At 69.2% G+C, this 19,114-nt stretch carries 20 protein-coding genes; 13 read left to right on the top strand and 7 right to left on the bottom strand.

Annotation, left to right across the window (positions count from 1 at the left end):
- The first annotated feature begins 57 nt into the window (after positions 1 to 57).
- The 3 genes from MT346_RS04455 (at position 58) to MT346_RS04445 (ending at position 3,304) form a co-directional block, all read left to right on the top strand.
- Positions 58 to 1,614, top strand: a complete 1,557-nt coding sequence (locus MT346_RS04455) for a PTS mannitol transporter subunit IICB (protein WP_243561625.1) — start codon at positions 58 to 60, stop codon at positions 1,612 to 1,614.
- A gap of 92 nt (positions 1,615 to 1,706) precedes the next feature.
- On the top strand, positions 1,707 to 2,144 hold the full coding sequence (locus tag MT346_RS04450; protein WP_243561624.1) for a PTS sugar transporter subunit IIA: 438 nt from the start codon (positions 1,707 to 1,709) through the stop codon (positions 2,142 to 2,144).
- The gene (locus MT346_RS04445; RefSeq protein ID WP_243561623.1) at positions 2,141 to 3,304 is read left to right on the top strand and encodes a mannitol-1-phosphate 5-dehydrogenase; all 1,164 of its coding nucleotides are present in this window, start codon (positions 2,141 to 2,143) and stop codon (positions 3,302 to 3,304) included. The genes MT346_RS04450 and MT346_RS04445 overlap by 4 nt, the downstream gene beginning before the upstream one ends.
- An 85-nt stretch (positions 3,305 to 3,389) precedes the next feature.
- Here MT346_RS04445 and MT346_RS04440 read toward each other — a convergent pair whose 3' ends face one another.
- Positions 3,390 to 4,361 (bottom strand): diacylglycerol kinase family protein, encoded by a 972-nt coding sequence (locus tag MT346_RS04440; protein ID WP_243561622.1) that lies wholly within the window; start codon positions 4,359 to 4,361, stop codon positions 3,390 to 3,392.
- A gap of 39 nt (positions 4,362 to 4,400) precedes the next feature.
- Between MT346_RS04440 and MT346_RS04435 the strand changes: the two genes are divergently transcribed.
- From MT346_RS04435 to MT346_RS04425, 3 genes are all read left to right on the top strand, one after another.
- Positions 4,401 to 5,333: an NADP-dependent oxidoreductase gene (locus tag MT346_RS04435; protein ID WP_243561621.1), complete on the top strand. Its 933-nt coding sequence runs from the start codon at positions 4,401 to 4,403 to the stop codon at positions 5,331 to 5,333.
- A gap of 45 nt (positions 5,334 to 5,378) precedes the next feature.
- Positions 5,379 to 6,041 carry a DUF805 domain-containing protein gene (locus tag MT346_RS04430; protein WP_243561620.1) on the top strand — a complete coding sequence of 221 codons (663 nt, stop codon included), beginning with the start codon at positions 5,379 to 5,381 and terminating at the stop codon, positions 6,039 to 6,041.
- A gap of 83 nt (positions 6,042 to 6,124) precedes the next feature.
- Positions 6,125 to 6,760 (top strand): DUF805 domain-containing protein, encoded by a 636-nt coding sequence (locus tag MT346_RS04425; protein WP_308221872.1) that lies wholly within the window; start codon positions 6,125 to 6,127, stop codon positions 6,758 to 6,760.
- A gap of 72 nt (positions 6,761 to 6,832) precedes the next feature.
- On the opposite strand, the gene MT346_RS04420 is transcribed toward MT346_RS04425, so the two are convergent.
- The 6 genes from MT346_RS04420 to MT346_RS04395 all read right to left on the bottom strand — a co-directional run bounded on the left by MT346_RS04420 (position 6,833) and on the right by MT346_RS04395 (position 12,374).
- Positions 6,833 to 7,477, bottom strand: a complete 645-nt coding sequence (locus MT346_RS04420) for a TNT domain-containing protein (RefSeq protein ID WP_243561619.1) — start codon at positions 7,475 to 7,477, stop codon at positions 6,833 to 6,835.
- 23 nt (positions 7,478 to 7,500) lie between these two features.
- Positions 7,501 to 8,274, bottom strand: a complete 774-nt coding sequence (locus MT346_RS04415; protein ID WP_243561618.1) for a succinate dehydrogenase iron-sulfur subunit — start codon at positions 8,272 to 8,274, stop codon at positions 7,501 to 7,503.
- A complete protein-coding gene (gene sdhA / locus MT346_RS04410; RefSeq protein WP_243561617.1) occupies positions 8,274 to 10,067 on the bottom strand; it encodes a succinate dehydrogenase flavoprotein subunit in 1,794 nt (597 codons plus the stop codon). Before sdhA ends, MT346_RS04415 begins: the two co-directional genes overlap by 1 nt.
- Before the next feature lie 55 nt (positions 10,068 to 10,122).
- Positions 10,123 to 10,569: a succinate dehydrogenase, hydrophobic membrane anchor protein gene (gene sdhD / locus MT346_RS04405; protein WP_243561616.1), complete on the bottom strand. Its 447-nt coding sequence runs from the start codon at positions 10,567 to 10,569 to the stop codon at positions 10,123 to 10,125.
- Between the two features lie 14 nt (positions 10,570 to 10,583).
- On the bottom strand, positions 10,584 to 11,063 hold the full coding sequence (gene sdhC / locus MT346_RS04400; RefSeq protein ID WP_279396684.1) for a succinate dehydrogenase, cytochrome b556 subunit: 480 nt from the start codon (positions 11,061 to 11,063) through the stop codon (positions 10,584 to 10,586).
- A gap of 75 nt (positions 11,064 to 11,138) precedes the next feature.
- Entirely contained in the window at positions 11,139 to 12,374 is a 1,236-nt protein-coding gene (locus MT346_RS04395; protein ID WP_243561615.1) for a glycosyltransferase family 1 protein, read from the bottom strand.
- Between the two features lie 150 nt (positions 12,375 to 12,524).
- On the opposite strand from MT346_RS04395, the gene MT346_RS04390 reads away from it, so the two are divergent.
- The 7 genes from MT346_RS04390 (at position 12,525) to MT346_RS04360 (ending at position 19,068) form a co-directional block, all read left to right on the top strand.
- On the top strand, positions 12,525 to 13,637 hold the full coding sequence (locus MT346_RS04390) for a mannose-1-phosphate guanylyltransferase (RefSeq protein ID WP_243561614.1): 1,113 nt from the start codon (positions 12,525 to 12,527) through the stop codon (positions 13,635 to 13,637).
- Positions 13,638 to 13,699: 62 nt separating this feature from the next.
- A complete protein-coding gene (locus MT346_RS04385; RefSeq protein WP_243561613.1) occupies positions 13,700 to 15,622 on the top strand; it encodes an alpha/beta hydrolase in 1,923 nt (640 codons plus the stop codon).
- Positions 15,623 to 15,647: 25 nt separating this feature from the next.
- The gene (locus tag MT346_RS04380; protein WP_243561612.1) at positions 15,648 to 16,145 is read left to right on the top strand and encodes a hypothetical protein; all 498 of its coding nucleotides are present in this window, start codon (positions 15,648 to 15,650) and stop codon (positions 16,143 to 16,145) included.
- 68 nt (positions 16,146 to 16,213) lie between these two features.
- Positions 16,214 to 16,681, top strand: a complete 468-nt coding sequence (locus tag MT346_RS04375; RefSeq protein WP_243561611.1) for a hypothetical protein — start codon at positions 16,214 to 16,216, stop codon at positions 16,679 to 16,681.
- 55 nt (positions 16,682 to 16,736) lie between these two features.
- The gene (locus MT346_RS04370) at positions 16,737 to 17,186 is read left to right on the top strand and encodes a hypothetical protein (protein WP_243561610.1); all 450 of its coding nucleotides are present in this window, start codon (positions 16,737 to 16,739) and stop codon (positions 17,184 to 17,186) included.
- A gap of 353 nt (positions 17,187 to 17,539) precedes the next feature.
- The gene (locus tag MT346_RS04365; RefSeq protein WP_243561609.1) at positions 17,540 to 17,752 is read left to right on the top strand and encodes a hypothetical protein; all 213 of its coding nucleotides are present in this window, start codon (positions 17,540 to 17,542) and stop codon (positions 17,750 to 17,752) included.
- Positions 17,753 to 17,994: 242 nt separating this feature from the next.
- Positions 17,995 to 19,068, top strand: a complete 1,074-nt coding sequence (locus MT346_RS04360) for a BMP family protein (protein ID WP_243561608.1) — start codon at positions 17,995 to 17,997, stop codon at positions 19,066 to 19,068.
- Positions 19,069 to 19,114: the final 46 nt, after the last annotated feature.

The following is a 19,114-nucleotide window of genomic DNA, read 5'->3' as shown; positions in this document are numbered from 1 at the left end:
CCACAACCCGTCACCCTCCACACAGCAGCAGCACCACCACACAGAAAGTCACCGCACATGACAACGTCGTCCGTTGCAGCGCCTGACGCTCCCGCGAACTCGCGAGGAGGCGCCCGCGTCGCCGTCCAGAAGTTCGGCACGTTCCTGTCCGGCATGGTGATGCCCAACATCGCGATCTTCATCGCGTGGGGCATCATCACCGCCTTCTTCATCCAGACCGGGTGGACGCCCGTCGGCGTGCTCGGCGGCTTCGGCGAGACCGGTGGTGTCGCGAACCCGGGCCTGGTCGGTCCGATCCTGACCTACCTGATCCCGCTCGCGATCGCGATCCAGGGTGGCCGGATGGTCTACGACACCCGCGGTGCGGTCGTCGGCTCGATCATGACCATGGGTGTCATCGTCGGGGCCTCGGGCACCACGATGATCCTCGGCGCGATGATCTGCGGGCCGCTCGGCGCGTACCTCATCAAGCAGATCGACAAGATCTGGGACGGCAAGATCAAGCCCGGCTTCGAGATGCTCGTCAACAACTACGCGGCCGGCATCCTCGGCTTCGTGCTCGCGATGATCGGCTTCTTCTGGCTCGCGCCGCTGTTCAAGCTCATCGCCGAGGGCCTGGGGTCCGCGGTGAACTTCCTCGTGCAGCACTCGCTGCTGCCCCTCGCCAGCGTCATCATCGAGCCGGCGAAGGTCTTCTTCCTCAACAACGCGATCAACCACGGCGTGCTCGACCAGCTCGGCGCGCAGCAGGTGCAGTCGTCCGGCAAGAGCATCCTGTTCCTGCTCGAGGCGAACCCCGGCCCCGGCCTCGGCATCCTGCTCGCCTTCACCTTCTTCGGTGTCGGCATCGCCCGCTCGACCGCTCCCGGCGCGATCATCATCCAGTTCCTCGGCGGCATCCACGAGATCTACTTCCCGTACGTGCTGCAGAAGCCGGTCCTGTTCATCGCCGTCATCCTGGGTGGTGCGACCGGTGTCGCGACGAACGTCGCGTTCCACTCCGGCCTCGTTGCTCCGGCGTCGCCCGGGTCGATCTTCGCGGTGCTCGGTGCGACGGCCAAGGACAGCTTCGTCGGCGTCATCCTGTCGGTCATCCTGTCGGCAGCGGTCACGTTCGCGGTCGCCTCGTTCTTCCTCATCACGACCCGCAAGCGCGACCTGGCAAACGGCGGTGGCGACATGAGCGCCGCGATGGCCAAGCTGCAGGCGAACAAGGGCCGCGACGTCAACGCCGCGACGGCCGGGCTGCTCGGCAACACCAGCCCCGCCAACGAGCAGGAGTCCGAGGCGGTGCTCGGCGGTGCCGGCTCGGCTGCCACCACGACCGCGACGAAGATCCACAACGTCGTGTTCGCCTGTGACGCCGGCATGGGGTCCAGCGCGATGGGCGCCAGCGTCCTGCGCAACAAGGTCAAGAAGGCCGGCATCGAGGGCGTGACCGTCGTCAACAAGGCGATCGCGAACCTGTCCGGTGACGAGGACCTGATCATCACGCAGGAAGAGCTGACCGACCGCGCCAAGCAGAAGAACCCGAACGCGCAGCACGTGTCGGTCGGCAACTTCATGAACGCGCCGCAGTACGACCAGGTCGTCGAGCAGCTCAAGAACCAGTAACACAGCACGGTCCAGTCAGACAGTGCAGTATCGGAGGGGACGGGCCACGGCTCGTCCCCTCCACCACGTCCACCAACGAAGGAGAACCCCCGATGCCCGTCCTGCAGGAGAGCCAGATCCGGATCCACACCGAGGACACCGCCCCGACCAAGTCGGAGGCGATGAAGGAGGCGGCCGAGATCCTCGAGGCTGCAGGCGCGGTCACGGCGGAGTACTACCCGGCGATGCTCGAGCGTGAGAAGAGCGTCTCGACGTACATGGGCAACTTCCTCGCCATCCCGCACGGCACGAACGACGCCAAGGACGCGATCAAGTCCTCGGCCCTGTCGTTCATCCGCTACGCAGCGCCGATCGACTGGGACGGCAACGAGGTCCGCTTCGTGGTCGGCATCGCCGGCGTCAACAACGAGCACCTCGACATCCTGTCCAAGATCGCGATCGTGTTCTCCGACGAGGACGAGGTCGCCAAGCTGACCGACGCTCCCGACACCGCCGCGATCCTGTCGATCCTCGGCGAGGTCAACGAGTGAGCAACGGCCACCGCACCGCGGTCCACTTCGGCGCCGGCAACATCGGCCGCGGGTTCGTCGGGCTGCTGCTGCACCAGGCGGGCTACGAGGTCGTCTTCGCGGACGTCGCTGCACCGCTCATCGACGCCCTGGCCGCGGCCGACGCGTACACCGTGCACGAGGTCGGCGCCGACGCCCAGGACCACCGGGTCACCGGCTTCCGGGCCCTCAACAGTGCCCAGGACGAGCAGGCCGTCATCGACGCGATCGCGACTGCCGAGATCGTCACGTGCGCCGTCGGGCCGAACGTCCTGAAGTTCATCGCCCCGGTCATCGCGAAGGGCCTCGCCGCGCGCGCGGCCGGTGCGGCACCGGTCGCGGTGATGGCGTGCGAGAACGCCCTGAACGCCACCGACCGGCTGCGTGGGTTCATCGTCGACGACCTGCCGTCGGACACCCGCGACCAGACGCTCGCCAAGGCCGTCTTCGCGAACACCGCCGTCGACCGCATCGTCCCGGCCCAGGCCGCCGACGGTGGTCTCGACGTGACCGTCGAGACGTACTACGAGTGGGCCATCGACCGCACGCCGTTCGGCGGGAACGAGCCGGAGATCCCCGGCGCGCACTACGTCGACGGCCTGGCCGCGTCGATCGAGCGCAAGCTCTTCACGGTGAACACCGGGCACGCCACGGTCGCGTACCACGGCTTCCTGGCCGGCGCGGACAAGATCTCCGACGCGATCGCGATCCCCGCGGTCCGCTCCGAGCTCGAAGCCGTGCTCGCCGAGACGAGCGACCTGCTGGTCCGCCGGCACGAACTCGACCCCGAGGTGCACCGCGCGTACGTGCAGGCGATCATCGCGCGGTTCGAGAACGTGCACCTGCCCGACACGGTCACCCGCGTGGGGCGTCAGCCGCTCCGCAAGCTGTCGCGCGACGAGCGCTTCGTGTCGCCCGCCGCGGCGCTGGCCGAGGACGGCACCGAGCCGACCGCCCTGCTCGACGCGATGGGTGCGGCGCTCCGCTTCGACGTGCCCGACGACGAGCAGAGCGTCGAGCTGCAGGCCCTGCTGGCATCGCAGAAGTCCGATGCCGAGGTCGCGACCGAGATCACCGGGCTCGACACGGCGCACCCGCTGCACGCGGCGTTCGCGGACCGGGTCCGGTCGGCGCGCTCGTAGCGTCACCCCTGACGGACGGGAGGCCCGGTGCCAGCTGGCACCGGGCCTCCCGTCCGTCAGCGGGTCGCCGACCAGCGGTCGCGGCTCAGGCGCCGCGGAGCGTCAGCCCGCCGTGACGGACCGTCAGGACCGCCCGCACCACCGTGCCGAACGGATCCCCGTCCAGCTGGATCTGCTGCGGATCGTCGAGCGTCATCTCGAGCCGTCGGGCCCGCGTGTAGCCCATCGTGCGGGACCGGGGCAGCAGCCAGGCGAACAGGCGCCCGAAGCGCGTGCGGTGGTGGAACCGGTTCATCGACAGGCCGTAACCGACCTTCGTCCACCCGAACGCGCCGTCGGGCCGGAACGCGACCGCGTCGAGCACCCCGTCGTCCGGCTGCGCCGCGGGCAGCAGGAGCATGCCGGCCGTCAGCGTGCCGCAGTTCCCGACGATGACGGTGTGGGCGCGCATGTGCCGTTCGGCCTGGTCGTCGAGGCGGTAGCGCAGGTCGATCCGGCGGTTGCCGATCACCGACCGGGCGATCGGGTCGGAGTACGCCACCCAGCCGAACCGCTTCTTGAGTCGGGCGTTCGTGTTGGCGGCCATGCTCGCATCGAGGCCGATGCCCGCCATCACCAGGAACGCGTGCCGGGTGGTCACGCCGGCCTGGGTCGTCAGCTCGGCGAAGGCGATGTCGACCTGCCGGTCCGTGCCGTGGAAGGCGCGACGGACCGAGCCCACCACGTCGTTGAGGCGCAGGCCGAGGTTCCGGGCGTACAGGTTGCCGGTTCCGGTCGGCACGAGCGCCAGGGGGATGCCCGAGGTGTGCAGTTCCTCGGCGGCGACCCGGAGCGTGCCGTCCCCACCCGCCACCAGCACCACGGCGGCACCGCTGTCGCGGGCGGCGCGGGCGGCGGCGCGACCGTCGTCCTGCCGGTCGGTCTCGAACCAGCGGGTGTCGGCCCAGCCGAGCGTCTCCTGCTCGGTCGTCACGGCGGCACGGAGCACGCGGACGTCGATGCCGGACGGGTTGACGACGACGGCGGCGAACGGCGCGGCAGCGGGGGACGACGACACGCAGCCGAGGGTACCGTGGCGCGGCGTAGCGTCTGGTGCATGACGAGACAGTGGGTGGCATCGCGCCCCGGCGCGAGCGAGGTCCTGGAGTCCATCGACACCGACGTGCGCCCGCCGGGGCCGGGGGAGGTCACGATCGCGGTCCGTGCGGCGGGCATGAACCCAGCCGACACGAAGCACACCCGCGGTGGGAGCGCCGACGCCTACCCGATGCCGATCGGGTACGAGGTGGCAGGGGTCATCAGCGCGATCGGTCCGGACACGCAGATCGCGTCCGGCGGCGGAGCCGTCGGCGACGAGGTCCTGGCCTTCCGCGTCGCGGGCGGCTGGACCGAGGCGCTCACCGTGCCGGCCGCCGACGTGTTCGCCAAGCCGGCGTCCCTGGACTTCCCGCAGGCCGCGAACCTGCTGCTGGCGGGCACGACCGCAGCCGACGTGATCCGGGTGACCCGGGCCTCCGGGCGGGACACCGTCCTGCTGCACGGGGCGTCCGGCGCGGTCGGCGTGAGCGTCCTGCAGCAGCTCCGCCCGCTGGGCGCGCGCGTGATCGGCACGGCGTCGGAGCGTGGTGCGGACACCGTCCGGGGGTACGGCGGCGAGTGGGTCGCCTACGGCGACGGACTGGAGGCTCGTCTGCGTGATCTCGCACCGGACGGGATCGACGTGGCCATCGACTGCGTCGGCACGGACGAGGCGATCGACGTCTCGCTGGCGCTCGTGGCCGACCGCAGTCGGATCGTCACGATCGCGGCGCAGCAGCGCGCGTCTGCCGAGGGCATCCCGATGGTCGGGGGAGCGCAGCCGGAGAGCAAGGCGTTCCGCGACTCCGTGCGGCAGCGGCTCATCGACCTGGCTGCGGCGGGCCAGCTCGAGGTCCCGGTGGCGCGGACCTTCCCGCTCGCGGATGCCCGACAGGCCGCCGAGCTGCTGGAGTCCGGACACCCGGGCGGCAAGCTCGCGCTCGTCCCCTGACGCCCTTCCTGCCAGACTGGAGCGCGACGAGCGGGGGAGACGCCGATGAGCAACGACGGGATCGACCAGGGGCGGGGCGTGCCGCCGACACCGGGGTGGCCCCAGCAGCCACCGGCCTGGCAGCAGCCGCCGCCGCAGGCCTGGCAGCAGCAGCAGCCTGGATGGCAGCAGCAGCCACCGCAGGCCTGGCAGCAGCAGCCCGGATGGCAGCCGCCGCGGCCGATCCCCCTGGACGCCGACGGTGTCCCGCCGCTCTGGGCTCCGTGGTACGGCGCCGGCATCGGTGACGCCATCGGGCGGTTCTTCCGCAAGTACGCGCGCTTCGACGGCCGCGCCAGCCGGAGCGAGTTCTGGTGGTGGTTCATGGTGAACGCGATCGTCGCGGCGGTCCTCGGCGCGGTCGCCGCGCTCATCGTCACGCTGACGGGCACCCGCGAGTGGACCACCGACGTGTACGGGCAGACGACCAGCCAGTTGCACACCGACTCGATCTGGTGGGTGATCCCGATCTGGATCTGGGCGCTCTGGTTCCTGGGGACGGCCGTCGGCAACATCGCGCTGATGGTCCGGCGACTGCACGACGTGAACCTCAGCGGCTACTTCGCGTTCTTCTTCGTGAACACCCTGGGGTGGATCGTGCTGTGGATCATGGCGATGCTGTCGTCGAACCCCACCGGGCAGCGGTTCGATCGCGTTCCCGGCCCCTGAACGGGGTGGTCGGCCGCGAGGGCGGTCGTGCCCGCGTTCTGGTTGACTCAGGGCGACGACCACTCGACTCCCAGGGGGAACCCGTGTCCGACCAGTACCCGCCGCAGGACCCGAACGGGCAGCAACCCGGCGGGCAGCCGAACCCGTACGGCCAACCCGGGCAGAACGGGCAGCCGAACCAGTACGCGCAGCCGAACCCGTACGGCCAGCCCGGGTCGGGTCAGCCGCAGTACGGTGCTCCGGTGCCGGCTGGGCCCGGTGGCGAGCCGCCGCTGTGGGCACCGTGGTACGGCATCTCGCTGCCGAAAGCTGTCAAGCGCTTCTTCACGAAGTACGCCCGGTTCGACGGACGCGCCAGCCGCAGCGAGTACTGGTGGTGGGTCTTGGCCAACGCGATCGTCCTGATCGTGCTCTACGTCATCCTGCTGGCTGTCATCTTCAGCACGGGCTCGACCTCGACGACGACCACCGCAACCGGCGTGCAGGCCTCGGCGGGCTCGACCTCGCCGCTCATCGCGATCCCGATCATCCTGTTCGGGCTGTGGTGGCTCGGGACGCTGGTGCCGAGCCTGGCGCTCGGCTGGCGACGGCTGCACGACGCGAACCTGCCCGGCGCCCTCTGGCTCATCGCGCTCGTCGTCGGCATCGTGGGCATCGTCTTCGCCCTGCTGCCGTCGAACCCCGAGGGTCAGCGATTCGACCAGCCCGACCGCGGCTGACCGCACCCGCAACGACGAAGCCGCCATTCCCTGGAGAGGGGACGGCGGCTTCGTCGTTCGTGACGGTGCGGATCAGACGGCGCGGACCCGCACGAGTGAGCCGTCGACGACCAGGTCGCGGATGGTCGTGGTCGGGTTCGCGACCACGAAGCGCAGCGCGCCACCCGGCTGCTCGAACCACGGCTGCACGAAGCGGACCGACACCAGGAACGGACGGTCGACCACGTAGCGGTGCACCTCGGGCGCGGCCAGCACGTGGTGCGGCAGCGAACGCGATGGCATCGGGGTGTCGAGCGGGTGCAGCAGGTACCCGTCCGGGCCGCCGATGCGGTCGACGGGCACGCCCGCCGGGATCTGGATCGTCAGACCGTCCGGTCCGGCCTGCGAGACCTGCTGCGCGAGTTGCGGGTACGTCGAGGCCGCACGGTCACGCAGCCCGTCGAGCTCGTGGCGCGGCAGGTCGCGCGGTGCGGGGAACGGCCGGTTCAGGAACCGACGGAGCATCTCGACAGCGTCGTCCTCGCCACGCGCGCTCGCCAGACGACGGGCGGTGCCGTAGTCGACGACCTCGAGCGCGAAGGTGTCGGTGCCATCGGCAGGGACGATGCGCAACGCCCCCTCGACCGGCGGTTCGTGCAGGCTCTCACCGGGGAGCTGCACGTACCGGATCGTGTATCCGAGCTGGTCGAGGATGGGGCGCGTGTCCGCGAACGTCATGACGGGGAGCCTATCGGTCGGACCTATGCGCGCCCTCGCATGACGGCCTGCTTGACCTCGGAGATCGCCTTCGTCACCTGGATCCCACGCGGGCACGCGTCGGTGCAGTTGAAGGTCGTGCGGCACCGCCAGACGCCTTCCTTGTCGTTGAGGATGTCGAGGCGCACGTCGGCGGCGTCGTCGCGCGAGTCGAAGATGAACCGGTGGGCGTTCACGATCGCAGCAGGGCCGAAGTATTGCCCGTCCGTCCAGAACACCGGGCAGGACGACGTGCACGCGGCGCAGAGGATGCACTTGGTGGTGTCGTCGAAACGGGCACGGTCGGCGACGGACTGCACGCGCTCCTTGCCCTTCTCGGGGACCGACTTGGCCTGCAGGAACGGCTGGACCTCGCGGAACGACTTGAAGAAGGGCTCCATGTCGACGATGAGGTCCTTCTCGAGCGGCAGGCCCTTGATCGCCTCGACGTAGATCGGCTTCGACACGTCGAGGTCCTTGATCAGCGTCTTGCAGGCCAGGCGGTTGCGGCCGTTGATCCGCATCGCGTCCGACCCGCACACGCCGTGCGCGCACGAGCGACGGAAGGTCAGGGAGCCGTCCTGCTCCCACTTGATCTGATGCAGCGCGTCGAGGATGCGGTCGGTCGGCAGCATCATGACGTCGAAGTCCTGCCAGCGCGGCTCATCGTCGACGTCCGGGTCGAACCGGCGGACGATGATCGTCACCGGGAACGATCCGGGAGGGGCCGCCTGCACCGTGTCGGTGCGGGGGGCGTCGGAGACCAGCGTGTCGGTCATCAGTACTTCCTCTCCATCGGCTCGTACCGCGTCACGACGACGGGCTTCCAGCCGAGCGTGATGTGGTCGTCGGCGAGTGACGAGTGCGGATCGCCCGTCAGGTACGCCATGGTGTGCTGCATGTAGTTCTCGTCGTCGCGCTTGGGGTAGTCGTCGCGCATGTGACCACCGCGCGATTCCTTGCGGTTGCGCGCGGAGTACACGACCACCTCGGCCAGGTCGAGCAGGAACCCGAGCTCGACGGCCTCGAGCAGGTCGGTGTTGAACCGCTTGCCCTTGTCCTGGATCGAGACGTTCATGAACCGGTTGCGCAGGGTGTGGATGGTCTCGGTGACGCGGGCCAGGGACTCGTCGGTCCGGAAGACCTGCGCGTTCTTGTCCATCTCCTCTTGCAGTTCCTTGCGGAGCAGCGCGACCTTCTCGGTGCCGGTGGCGGCACGGAGCTGCTCGAGCATCCCGCGCACGTTGGCTGCGGGGTCCTCGGGCAGGGGGAGGAACTCGGCGGTCTGCACCCACTCGGCGGCGTTGTTGCCCGAGCGCTTGCCGAACACGTTGATGTCGAGCAGCGAGTTCGTGCCCAGGCGGTTCGAGCCGTGCACCGAGACACAGGCGCACTCGCCGGCGGCGTACATGCCGGGGACCACGGTGTCGTTGTCCGACAGGACCTCGGCCTTGACGTTGGTCGGGATGCCACCCATGGCGTAGTGCGCGGTCGGCATCACGGGAACGGGTTCGACCACGGGGTCGACACCGAGGTAGGTGCGCGCGAACTCCGTGATGTCCGGGAGCTTGGTCTCGAGGACCTCGGCGCCCAGGTGCGTGCAGTCGAGCAGCACGTAGTCCTTGTTCGGACCGGCGCCGCGTCCCTCGGCGACTTCCTGCACCATGCAGCGCGCGACGATGTCGCGTGGGGCGAGGTCCTTGATGGTCGGTGCGTAGCGCTCCATGAAGCGCTCACCCGAGGCGTTGCGCAGGATCGCGCCCTCGCCGCGGGCACCCTCGGTCAGCAGGATGCCGAGTCCCGCGAGCCCGGTCGGGTGGAACTGGAAGAACTCCATGTCCTCGAGCGGCAGGCCCGTGCGCCAGACGATGCCGACGCCGTCGCCGGTCAGGGTGTGCGCGTTCGAGGTCGTCTTGAACATCTTGCCGAAGCCGCCGGTGGCGAAGATCATCGCCTTCGCGTGGAAGACGTGCAGTTCGCCGGTCGACAGCTCGAAGGCCACCACGCCGGCGGGCTGCTTGCGCGTGACGCCGTCGTCGCCGACGACGTCGACCATGATGAGGTCGAGCGCGTAGAACTCGTTGAAGAAGTTCACGCCGAGCTTGACGCAGTTCTGGAACAGCGTCTGCAGGATCATGTGGCCGGTGCGGTCGGCGGCGTAGCAGGCGCGGCGGACCGGGGCCTTGCCGTGGTCGCGGGTGTGGCCACCGAACCGCCGCTGGTCGATCTTGCCCTCGGGCGTGCGGTTGAACGGCAGACCCATGTTCTCGAGGTCGATGACCGCGTCGATCGCCTCTTTCGCCAGGATCTCGGCGGCGTCCTGGTCGACCAGGTAGTCGCCGCCCTTGATCGTGTCGAAGGTGTGCCACTCCCACGAGTCCTCTTCGACGTTCGCCAGCGCTGCGGCCATGCCACCCTGTGCCGCGCCGGTGTGCGAGCGCGTCGGGTAGAGCTTGGAGATGACCGCGGTGTTCGCCTTCGGACCGGCTTCGATGGCGGCACGCATGCCGGCCCCTCCGGCGCCGATGATGACGATGTCGAACTGGTGGTGGTGGACGGTGATGTCGCTCAAGGATGTCTCTCGGTCGGTCGGGTGACGGTCGCGGGGATCGGCTGGTGCCGGGCTGCTACTGCGCGGGGCAGAACGACGGCAGGTCTGCCGCGGCTGCTCCGGCGGGGCACGGGTCGAACGTCCAGCACACCAGGGTGCCGAGGACGATGAGCAGCACGCACGCGACCAGGATCGCGATGAGCAGGGTCTTGCGGATGCCCGGCTTGGCGACGTAGTCGTTGACGATGGTGCGCATGCCGTTCGAGCCGTGGATCAGCGCGAGCCAGAGCATGAGTGTGTCCCACACCTGCCAGAACGGGCTGGCCCACTTGCCGGCGACGAATGCGAAGTCGATCTGCTTGACGCCCTGGCCGGCCACCATGTTGACGAAGAGGTGGCCGAAGATCAGCACGACGAGCAGGATGCCCGAGCCGCGCATGTAGATCCAGCCCCACTTCTCCCAGTTGGTGGTGCGGCGAGCGGCCTCGGCACTGCGAGGGGGCGCGATGGTCTGCGTGGTCATGGAGTGCCCCTGGTTCAGTGGAAGTCGGCGACGAGGTTCATGAGCTGGCGCGGCAGGAAGCCCGCGATCGCCACGGCCCACAGCACCAGGACGATCCAGAACATCGCGCGCTGGTACTTCGGCCCCTTGGACCAGAAGTCGACCAGGATGATGCGCAGCCCGTTGAACGCGTGGAAGACGATCGCCATCACCAGGGCGATCTCGCCGAGGTTCATGATGGGGGTCTTGTAGGTGCTGATGACGGCGTTGTAGGCCTCGGGTGACAGCCGCACGAGCGCCGTGTCGAGGATGTGCACCAGCAGGAAGAAGTAGATCGCGACGCCGGTGATGCGGTGGAGCACCCAGGACCACATCCCGATGCTGCCGCGGTACAGCGTGCCCTGCGGGCTGCGTGTGCGCGGCGCCTCGATCGTGGACCCGCGAGAGGTCCGTCCGTCTATCGACACCGATGGTGCTGCGGTCGTCGCCGCACCGCCTGCGGTCTGCTCGGCCATGAGCTCGCCCTTCCGTAGGACTGGCTCGTCGATCGGCGAGCCGTTGCCGTCATGTTCTGGTGGAACACGTCCATCCTACGACCGGCCGCTGACCTTCTCGTTCCACCCCGTGAGAACGCCGCGCGCCGCGGGCGGAGCGCCGATGTTCCGCGCGGTGTCGTGGTGCGCCAGCAGCTCGTCGCCGACGGCTTCCCACGTGGTGCCCTCGACCCGCAACCGTCCCGCCGACCCCATGCGTGCAGCCCGGGCGCGGTCCAGGTGCAGGCCGAGCACGGCCGCCCGGAGTGCCTGCGGCTGGTCCGGGTCGTACAGCTCGCCGTCGAGCCCCGGTGCCACCAGGTCGAGCGGTCCGCCGGACGCCGGTGCGACGACCGGCAGCCCCGAGGCGTGCGCCTCTTGCAGGGTCTGCCCGAAGGTCTCGGCGGGTCCGGTGTGCACGAAGACGTCGAGCGCCGCGTACGTGTCGGCCAGGTCGTCACCGCGGAGCGGACCGGTGAACGTCGCGTCCAGGTGGCGGAGTCGCCGCTCCAGGGCCGGACGGGAGGGTCCCCCTCCCGCGACCACGACGCGGATGCCCGGGATGCCACCGAGCTCGGCGAGCCGTTCGACCTCCTTCTCCGGTGCCAGCCGGCCCACGTAGCCCACGATGGTCTCGCCGTGCGGAGCGAGTCGCCGCCGCAGGGCGCGCACCGCCGACGAACTGCGGCGCGACGGGTGGAACAGCGTGGTGTCGACCCCGCGGCCCCAGCGTGCGACCCGTGGCACGCCGTCCTCCAGCAGCATCGCCGCGGTGGCGGACGAGGGCGCGAGCGTCAGCGAGGCGCCGGCGTGGATGCGCCCGAGCACCTTGCGCACCAGGGGAGCGGTCGCTGCCAGGCCGTTCCGGCGGGCGAACCCGGCCACGTCGGTCTGGAACACGGCGACGGAGGGGATGCCGAGCCTCCCGGCCGCCGTGATGGCGCGCCCACCCAGCAGGAACGGGCTGGCGGCGTGCAACACGTCGGCGCCGGAGGCGGCGAGGATGGTGTCGAGCACAGGGTGCGGCAGGGCGACGGGGAACTGGCGGTAGGCTACCGCGGGCACGCGATGCACGTCGAAGCCGCGGTACCGCTCGAGCTGGGTGCGCGACCGCAGCCCGGCCAGGCCGGGGGTGTCCGGCGCGATCACGACCGCGCGGTGGCCACGGCGTTCCAGGTGGTCCAGGACCGCGAGGACGCTCGTGGTCACGCCGTTGAGGGTGGGCAGGAAGCTCTCGGTCACGACGGCGACGGTCCGTGAGGACGTGCCGCGCTCCACGCTGCGTGCGTTCATGGCGACGCCCATGCTGTTCGCCGGACGTGTCCCGCAGCGGGTCGCCGCGGTGAACGGGACGCACGGAGGGGGTGAACAGGTCGTGCGGTTTCCCGCCGAACGTCCGGGCAGCACCCAGCGATCGGACGGACGCGACGGTAGATTGAGCGCGTGGCTGCACCCCTGGACGACTTCTACGCGATCATCCCTGCCGGCGGCATCGGATCGCGCCTCTGGCCCCTGTCGCGCGCCGACGCCCCCAAGTTCCTGCACGACCTGACCGGGTCGGGGACGTCGCTGCTGCGCCAGACCTGGGACCGGCTCGCGCCGCTGGCCGGCGCCGACCGCATCATGGTCGTCACGGGTCGTGCGCACCGGGTGGCCGTGGAGTCGCAGCTGCCGGGCGTGCCCGACCACAACATCGTGCTCGAGAGCGAGCCGAAGGACTCCACGGCGGCGATCGGCCTGGCCGCGGCCATCCTGCACCGGCGCGAGCCGGACGTCGTCATCGGGTCCTTCGCCGCCGACCACGTGATCGGGGACGCACGCGGGTTCCGCCGGTCGGTCGCCGAAGCAGTGGCGGCTGCCCGCGCCGGGTACGTGACCACGATCGGCATCACGCCGTCCGAGCCGGCGATCGGCTTCGGCTACATCCACGTCGGCGACTCGCTGGGCATCGAGTCCGCGCCGCAGGCCCACACGGTCAGGTCGTTCGTCGAGAAGCCCGACCTCGAGACCGCCACCGGGTACCTGGACGACGGCAACTACCTGTGGAACGCGGGCATGTTCATCTCGCGCGCCGACGTGCTGCTCGCCGAGATCGGCCGCAACGAGCCGAAGCTGCTCGCCGGCATCGAGGAACTGGCCGCCGCGTGGGACACCTCGGCCCGGGGCGCGGTCGTCGACGCCGTCTGGCCCGAGCTCAAGAAGATCGCCATCGACTACTCGGTCGCCGAGCCCGCAGCCGCCGCCGGACGCCTGGCCGTCGTGCCGGGCGACTTCGACTGGGACGACGTGGGCGACTTCGCGTCGCTGGCGAAGCTGCAGTCCGGCGGGCTCGCGAACCACCTGGCCGTGCTCGGCGACGGGGCCCGGATCCTGGCGGACTCGTCCAGCGGCATCGTGGTGTCGCACAGCCAGCGGCTCATCTCGCTGATCGGTGTCGACGACATCGTGGTCGTGGACACCCCGGACGCACTCCTCGTGACCACCAGCGCGAACGCGCAGCGGGTCAAGGGTGTGGTGGATGCCCTGAAGATCAGCGGCCGGGACGACGTGCTCTGAGGTTGCGAACGCTGAAGTACCAGATGTAGGTTCGATCGGGGGATCGAGGCGGGGGGACCACCATGGCGGACATCGAGTTCGACGCTGACAGCGCGAGGGCACTGGCGACGGCTGCGCGAGCGGCGGCCCGGACGCTCCGTGGGCAGGGCGGAGCCCGGTCGTCGGCCGTCACGTCGGCGCTGACGGACTTCGACGGTTCGTACGCAGACCGCTTCCGCGACGCCGCGGTCGTCGAAGCCGAGGACCGCGGTCGGCTGGTCGGCGTGCTGACCGACCTGGCGTCCGCGGTCGACCGCAGCATCCTCGTGGCCGAGCACGAACGTGACCGGGTGCGTTCGCGCGCGGCGTGGCAGGACCGAGAATCCGCGCGCCGCGCGGCGGGCGTCCACGCGCTGGCCGGCCCCTTCTCCGGGGCAGCGGTGTCGGTGTGGGACGCGCTGACCGACCCGGAGCCCTCCAGCGAACCGCTGCCACGCCCGGTCGTCGATGCTGAGTTCCGTGGTCGCGAACGGTCCCGGTACGGCACCGGGGCGCGCGGTGGCAGGAGCTCGGCGGACCCGGCGGCGTTGCGCGGCTTCGTGTCCGCGACCTCGGGGCTCGACACGGCAGCGTCGGGCGAGGCCACACGGGTCCGAGCTGCCTGGTCGAGGTTCCGGTCCTCGTGCGCCTGGGTGCAGGTCGACCGGGGGAGCATGCCGGCCGGATTCGACCGGTACGTCCACGAGAACGACGAGGCCCGCTCGTGGATCACGAAGGTCGCCCAGGCGTTCGAGGACGCCGGCGGCAACGGTGCACTGTCCGATGCCGTGCTCGACATCGCCGCGGTCGGGCGGGCTGCTCCGGCTGTCCAGGGGCTGCTGGCCGCGGGACTCACACCCGCAGCGGTCGCAGCGAAGTGGGCTGCGCTCGGCCTGACCAAGGCCGACGTGTCTGCCTTGCGCGCGCTCCCGACGTCGGTGCTCTCCGAGCTCGGCAACCTCGAGGGCATCCCGTACTGGGCCAAGAGCGCTGCCAACGTCGTGGTGCTGAACCAGCGGATGGCCGACGTCGAGCTCGAGATCGATCGGCTGCAGTCGATGGTGGCGTCGGCGGGCGACGGATCCCGAGTGCTCGCGCAGCAGCTGACGACGCTCCGATCGGACCTGCGGTCGTTGCGGAACATCAACGCGACCCTCAACGAGAAGCGGTTTGACGGCCCTCGGTACCTCATCTCGCTCACCGATGACGAGCCTCCGCTGGCGGCCGTGTCGATCGGTGACCTGGACACCGCCGACTCGGTCACCTGGGCGGTGCCGGGGATGAACACGACGACCGCTGACATGAGCTCGTGGACGACGGCGGCGCAGAACATCTACGACCAACAGAACCGACGTGGCAACGCTCCTGACCGTGCCGTTGTCGCTTGGATCGGGTACGACGCCCCAACACCATCCGAGGTCTTGTTCATGAGCAAGGCAACGAAGGGTGGTGCTCAGCTCGCGGCATCGATCAGGGGATTGGCATCCGTCCGCCCCGGACACACACCGGAGACGAACATCGTCGCGCACTCCTACGGCACGACGACCGCGGCTGTTGCGCTCGCCGAGGACGACGTGAGTGTCGACCGGTTCGTCGCGCTTGGTTCGGCTGGCTTGCCGGACAACATCAAGACGGCTGACGACCTTCACGCTGGACACGTGTACGCATCACAAGCGAAAGACGCCCCGCTGGGACACGTCGGACAGGGTGATGAGTGGGCGTCTTTTGGACGCGACCACAGTGTCGCTCACAAGGTCGATCCCACGGCGCCGTCGTTCGGCGCGACCGTGTTCGGTTCCGACGGAACGACGACGGCCGGTGGAGAGCGATTGAAGCCCGTCCTCCACCACGATCCGCTCAACGGCGATGGGCAGGGCTACCTAGACCGTGGCACAGAGTCGGTGCACAACGTGGGGCTTGCCACCACTGGTCGGGATACGGAACTCTCTCCGGCGGAACCTCGATGATCGTGCGCCGTGACAAAGGAGAACGATGAACGTTTCGAATATCCGGTCCCGACGTCGTGTCGTGACAATCACATCGGCGATCGTGATGGTGGCCTCTGTGCTCGTCGGATGCACCGCCCAGCACGTGGAAGAGGGGAAGCCGTCGATGGATCCAGATGTCGCGAAGCAGAAGATGATCGATGCAGTCAATGACGTGATTGGCCGACTTGGCGGCCAGTGGAAGCCGCGAACTGGGCCTGATGCGCCGGAGAGCTGTCAGCTGTCGAACGGTCAAAAGGGAGCCCACTGGGTCTACCTCACCGGCAGCGCAGACGGGGGAGACCCGGAGCCTGACGCTGCGGCGACGAAGAAGCTCTGGAGGTCCCAGGGGATGGCCGTCGAACGGTGGGCCGACCCGGACGGCCCGGTGATCGTCGGTCGGGGCGGGGGGTCGGTGGACTCGATCAACCTCTACGCCTTCCCTGGTAACTACACCGTTGAAGCAATTTCGTTGTGTTTCCCCGGCGACGCTGACCGATTGTGACGCAGCGCCGAACACGGTTCTCCAGACGGAAGGCGACGAGCTTGCGGAAAAGGATCTGCCGCACGACGGTGGGCCTGATCGCGGTGATCGCCTGCGGAGTTTCGACAGCTGCGTGTGCAGGAAGGACCGCGCAGCCGCAACCAGAAGGCACTTCGCCGACCAACGCTGCGTCAGCGAAGCAGAAGGTGATCGACACGGTCAGCGCGGTGACCGAGCGTCTCGGCGGTGTCTGGACGACTCGTTCTGGACCTGGTTACACCCAGATCTGTCAGCTGCCAAACGGCGAGTCCGGTGCGCACTGGGTCAATCTCGTCGCCAATGCGGAAGGCGGCGACCCGGAGCCAGACGCCGCGGCGACGACCGCGCTCTGGAAGTCGCAGGGGATGACCGTCGAACGTTGGGCTGATCCAGACGGGCCGGGGATCGTCGGTCGACGGCGAGATTCCGTGGAGTCGATCAGTCTCTATGCGTCCCCCCGCAACTACACCGTGCAGGCCGTCTCGCTGTGTTTCCGCGGCGACGCCGACCGCCTGTGAGAGGAGAGCGATGATCGTCGCAACCACGACCGTCCTACGAACGAGGGCCAGCACGATGATGGTGCTCGCCGCGGTGCCCGTGCTCGCCGGTTGCTCTGCCAATCCGCCAGAACACAGGGGCCCCGCGGTCACCGCTGAAACCGCGAAGCAGAAGATGATCGATGCCGTCGACACAGTCACGGGACGGCTCGGAGGCACGTGGACGCCACGGACCGGGCCCGACTACGCAGAGAGCTGCGAGCTCGAGACCGGTGACGAGGGCGCGAACTGGGTGTACCTCACCGGCAGAGCCGACGGCGGAGACCCGGAACCAGACGCTGCGGCGACGCGTCACCTCTGGAAGTCGCAGGGGATGACCGTCGAACGGTGGGCTGATCCGGACGGGCCGGCGATCGTCGGCCGAGGGGGAGATTCCGTGGACTCGATCAGTCTCTATGCGTTCCCCGGCAACTACACCGTGCAGGCCGTCTCGCTGTGTTTCCGCGGCGACGCCGACCGCCTGTGACGCGTCCGCTGAGGGCGTCCACGCTGAAGTCGGCGACCTGGCAGCGCGGAACTGACCGGGCGGCGTTCAGCCTTCTCTCCGTGGTCCTCGTCGGTCTCGCGGCGACGAGTTGCGCTCGCGGACCTGCGCAGCCGCAACCACACGCTTCCGCGACCGTGGATGCTGGGACCGCGAAGCAGCAGACGATCGACGCGGTGGATGACGCGACAGCGCGTCTCGGGGGTGAGTGGCGTCCTCGAACTGGACCCGATTACGCGGAGCACTGTGTGTTGCCCAGCGGTGAGCGGGGCGCTCACTGGCGCTACCTGACGGGGAGCACGATCACGGGAAGTCCGGCGGAGGATGCTGCGCGGATGTCGGAGCACTGGCGTGCGCAGGGGATGAGCATCGTGCAGCGGGACTCCAGCGACGGTCCTGCGGTGTTCGGCCGTGGTGGGGGGAAGATCGCGGCGATCAGTGTGTACGCGTACTCGGGGAACTCCACCGTGCAGGCGGTGTCGCTGTGCTTCCCGGGCGACGCTGACCGGATCGACGACGACACCGCGGACGACGCCGATCTGGGGTGACGTGTGCTCGTTCCCCCAACGACAGACAGACGCACGCCGGTCCTGTAGCGCTCCATCACGAAAGGCGGAAACACGGCGGCCCCAGCGGGCCCCGCGTTACGGGCGCGTTTCGGCGCGGTCCCGATCCCGTAACCGATCCACAGGGGCCCTCCGGGGCGTTCTGTACCGGCCGGGCGGTCGTGTACTGTCGCCACGATCGCCCGGTGCAGTGACCGGGCCGAACTCCCCGGAGGAACCCACCCGTGTCATCCCGCACCCGTCAGATCGCACTCAGCGGCCTCGCACTCGTCGGCACCGTCGCCGTCCTCGCCGGCTGCTCCGCCGCTCCCTCCGACACCTCGTCGGCGAAGACCACCAGCTTCCGTCCGTGCATGGTGTCGGACTCCGGCGGGTTCGACGACAAGTCGTTCAACCAGCTCGGCTACGAGGGCCTGCAGGACGCCGCCAAGGAGCTCGGCGCGACGTACAAGTCGGCCGAGTCCAAGGACTCCACGGTCTACGACTCGAACATCGAGCAGCTCGTCAACCAGAACTGCAAGCTCATCGTCACGGTCGGCTTCAACCTCGCTGACGCCACGAAGAAGCAGGCTGCGGCGAACCCCGACACCGACTTCGCGATCATCGACGACAACTCGATCGACGCCAAGAACGTCAAGCCGATCACGTTCGACACCTCGCAGGCGGCGTTCCTGGCCGGCTACGCGGCCGCGTCGTACTCCAAGAGCGGCGTCGTCGGCACGTTCGGCGGCATGCAGATCCCGACCGTCACGATCTTCATGGACGGCTTCGCGGACGGCGTGAAGTACTACAACGACCAGAAGAAGAAGGACGTCAAGGTCGTCGGCTGGGACGTCGACAGCCAGAAGGGCTCGTTCACGGGCGGCTTCGAGGCGGGCACGCAGGCCAAGTCGGTCGCGCAGACGCTCATCGACCAGGGTGCCGACGTGATCCTGCCCGTGGGTGGTCCGATCTACCAGTCCGCAGCAGAAGCGATCAAGGACGCGAACAACGGTTCCGTGCTGATCGGCGCGGACAGCGACCTGTACGAGGCCGACCCCCGCTACAAGGACATCGCGCTGACCTCGGTCGAGAAGGGCATGCGCCCGGCGACCAAGGACGTCGTCGAGCAGGCCGCCAAGGGCGACTTCTCGAAGACCCCCTACGTCGGCACGCTGAAGAACGAAGGCGTCGGCATCGCCCCGTTCCACGACTACGAGTCCAAGGTCGACTCGGGTCTGTCGAAGGAGCTCGACACGATCAAGTCCGGCATCATCGACGGCTCGATCGCGGTCAAGACCAAGGCAACCGTCAAGTAACACCATCGATGCGGGCGGGGGAGCGATCCTCCGCCCGCATCACCGT

It is taken from the genome of Curtobacterium sp. VKM Ac-2922 (assembly GCF_022815645.1).
Lineage (GTDB): Bacteria > Actinomycetota > Actinomycetes > Actinomycetales > Microbacteriaceae > Curtobacterium.
This window is presented reverse-complemented; position numbering and strand designations above follow the sequence as displayed.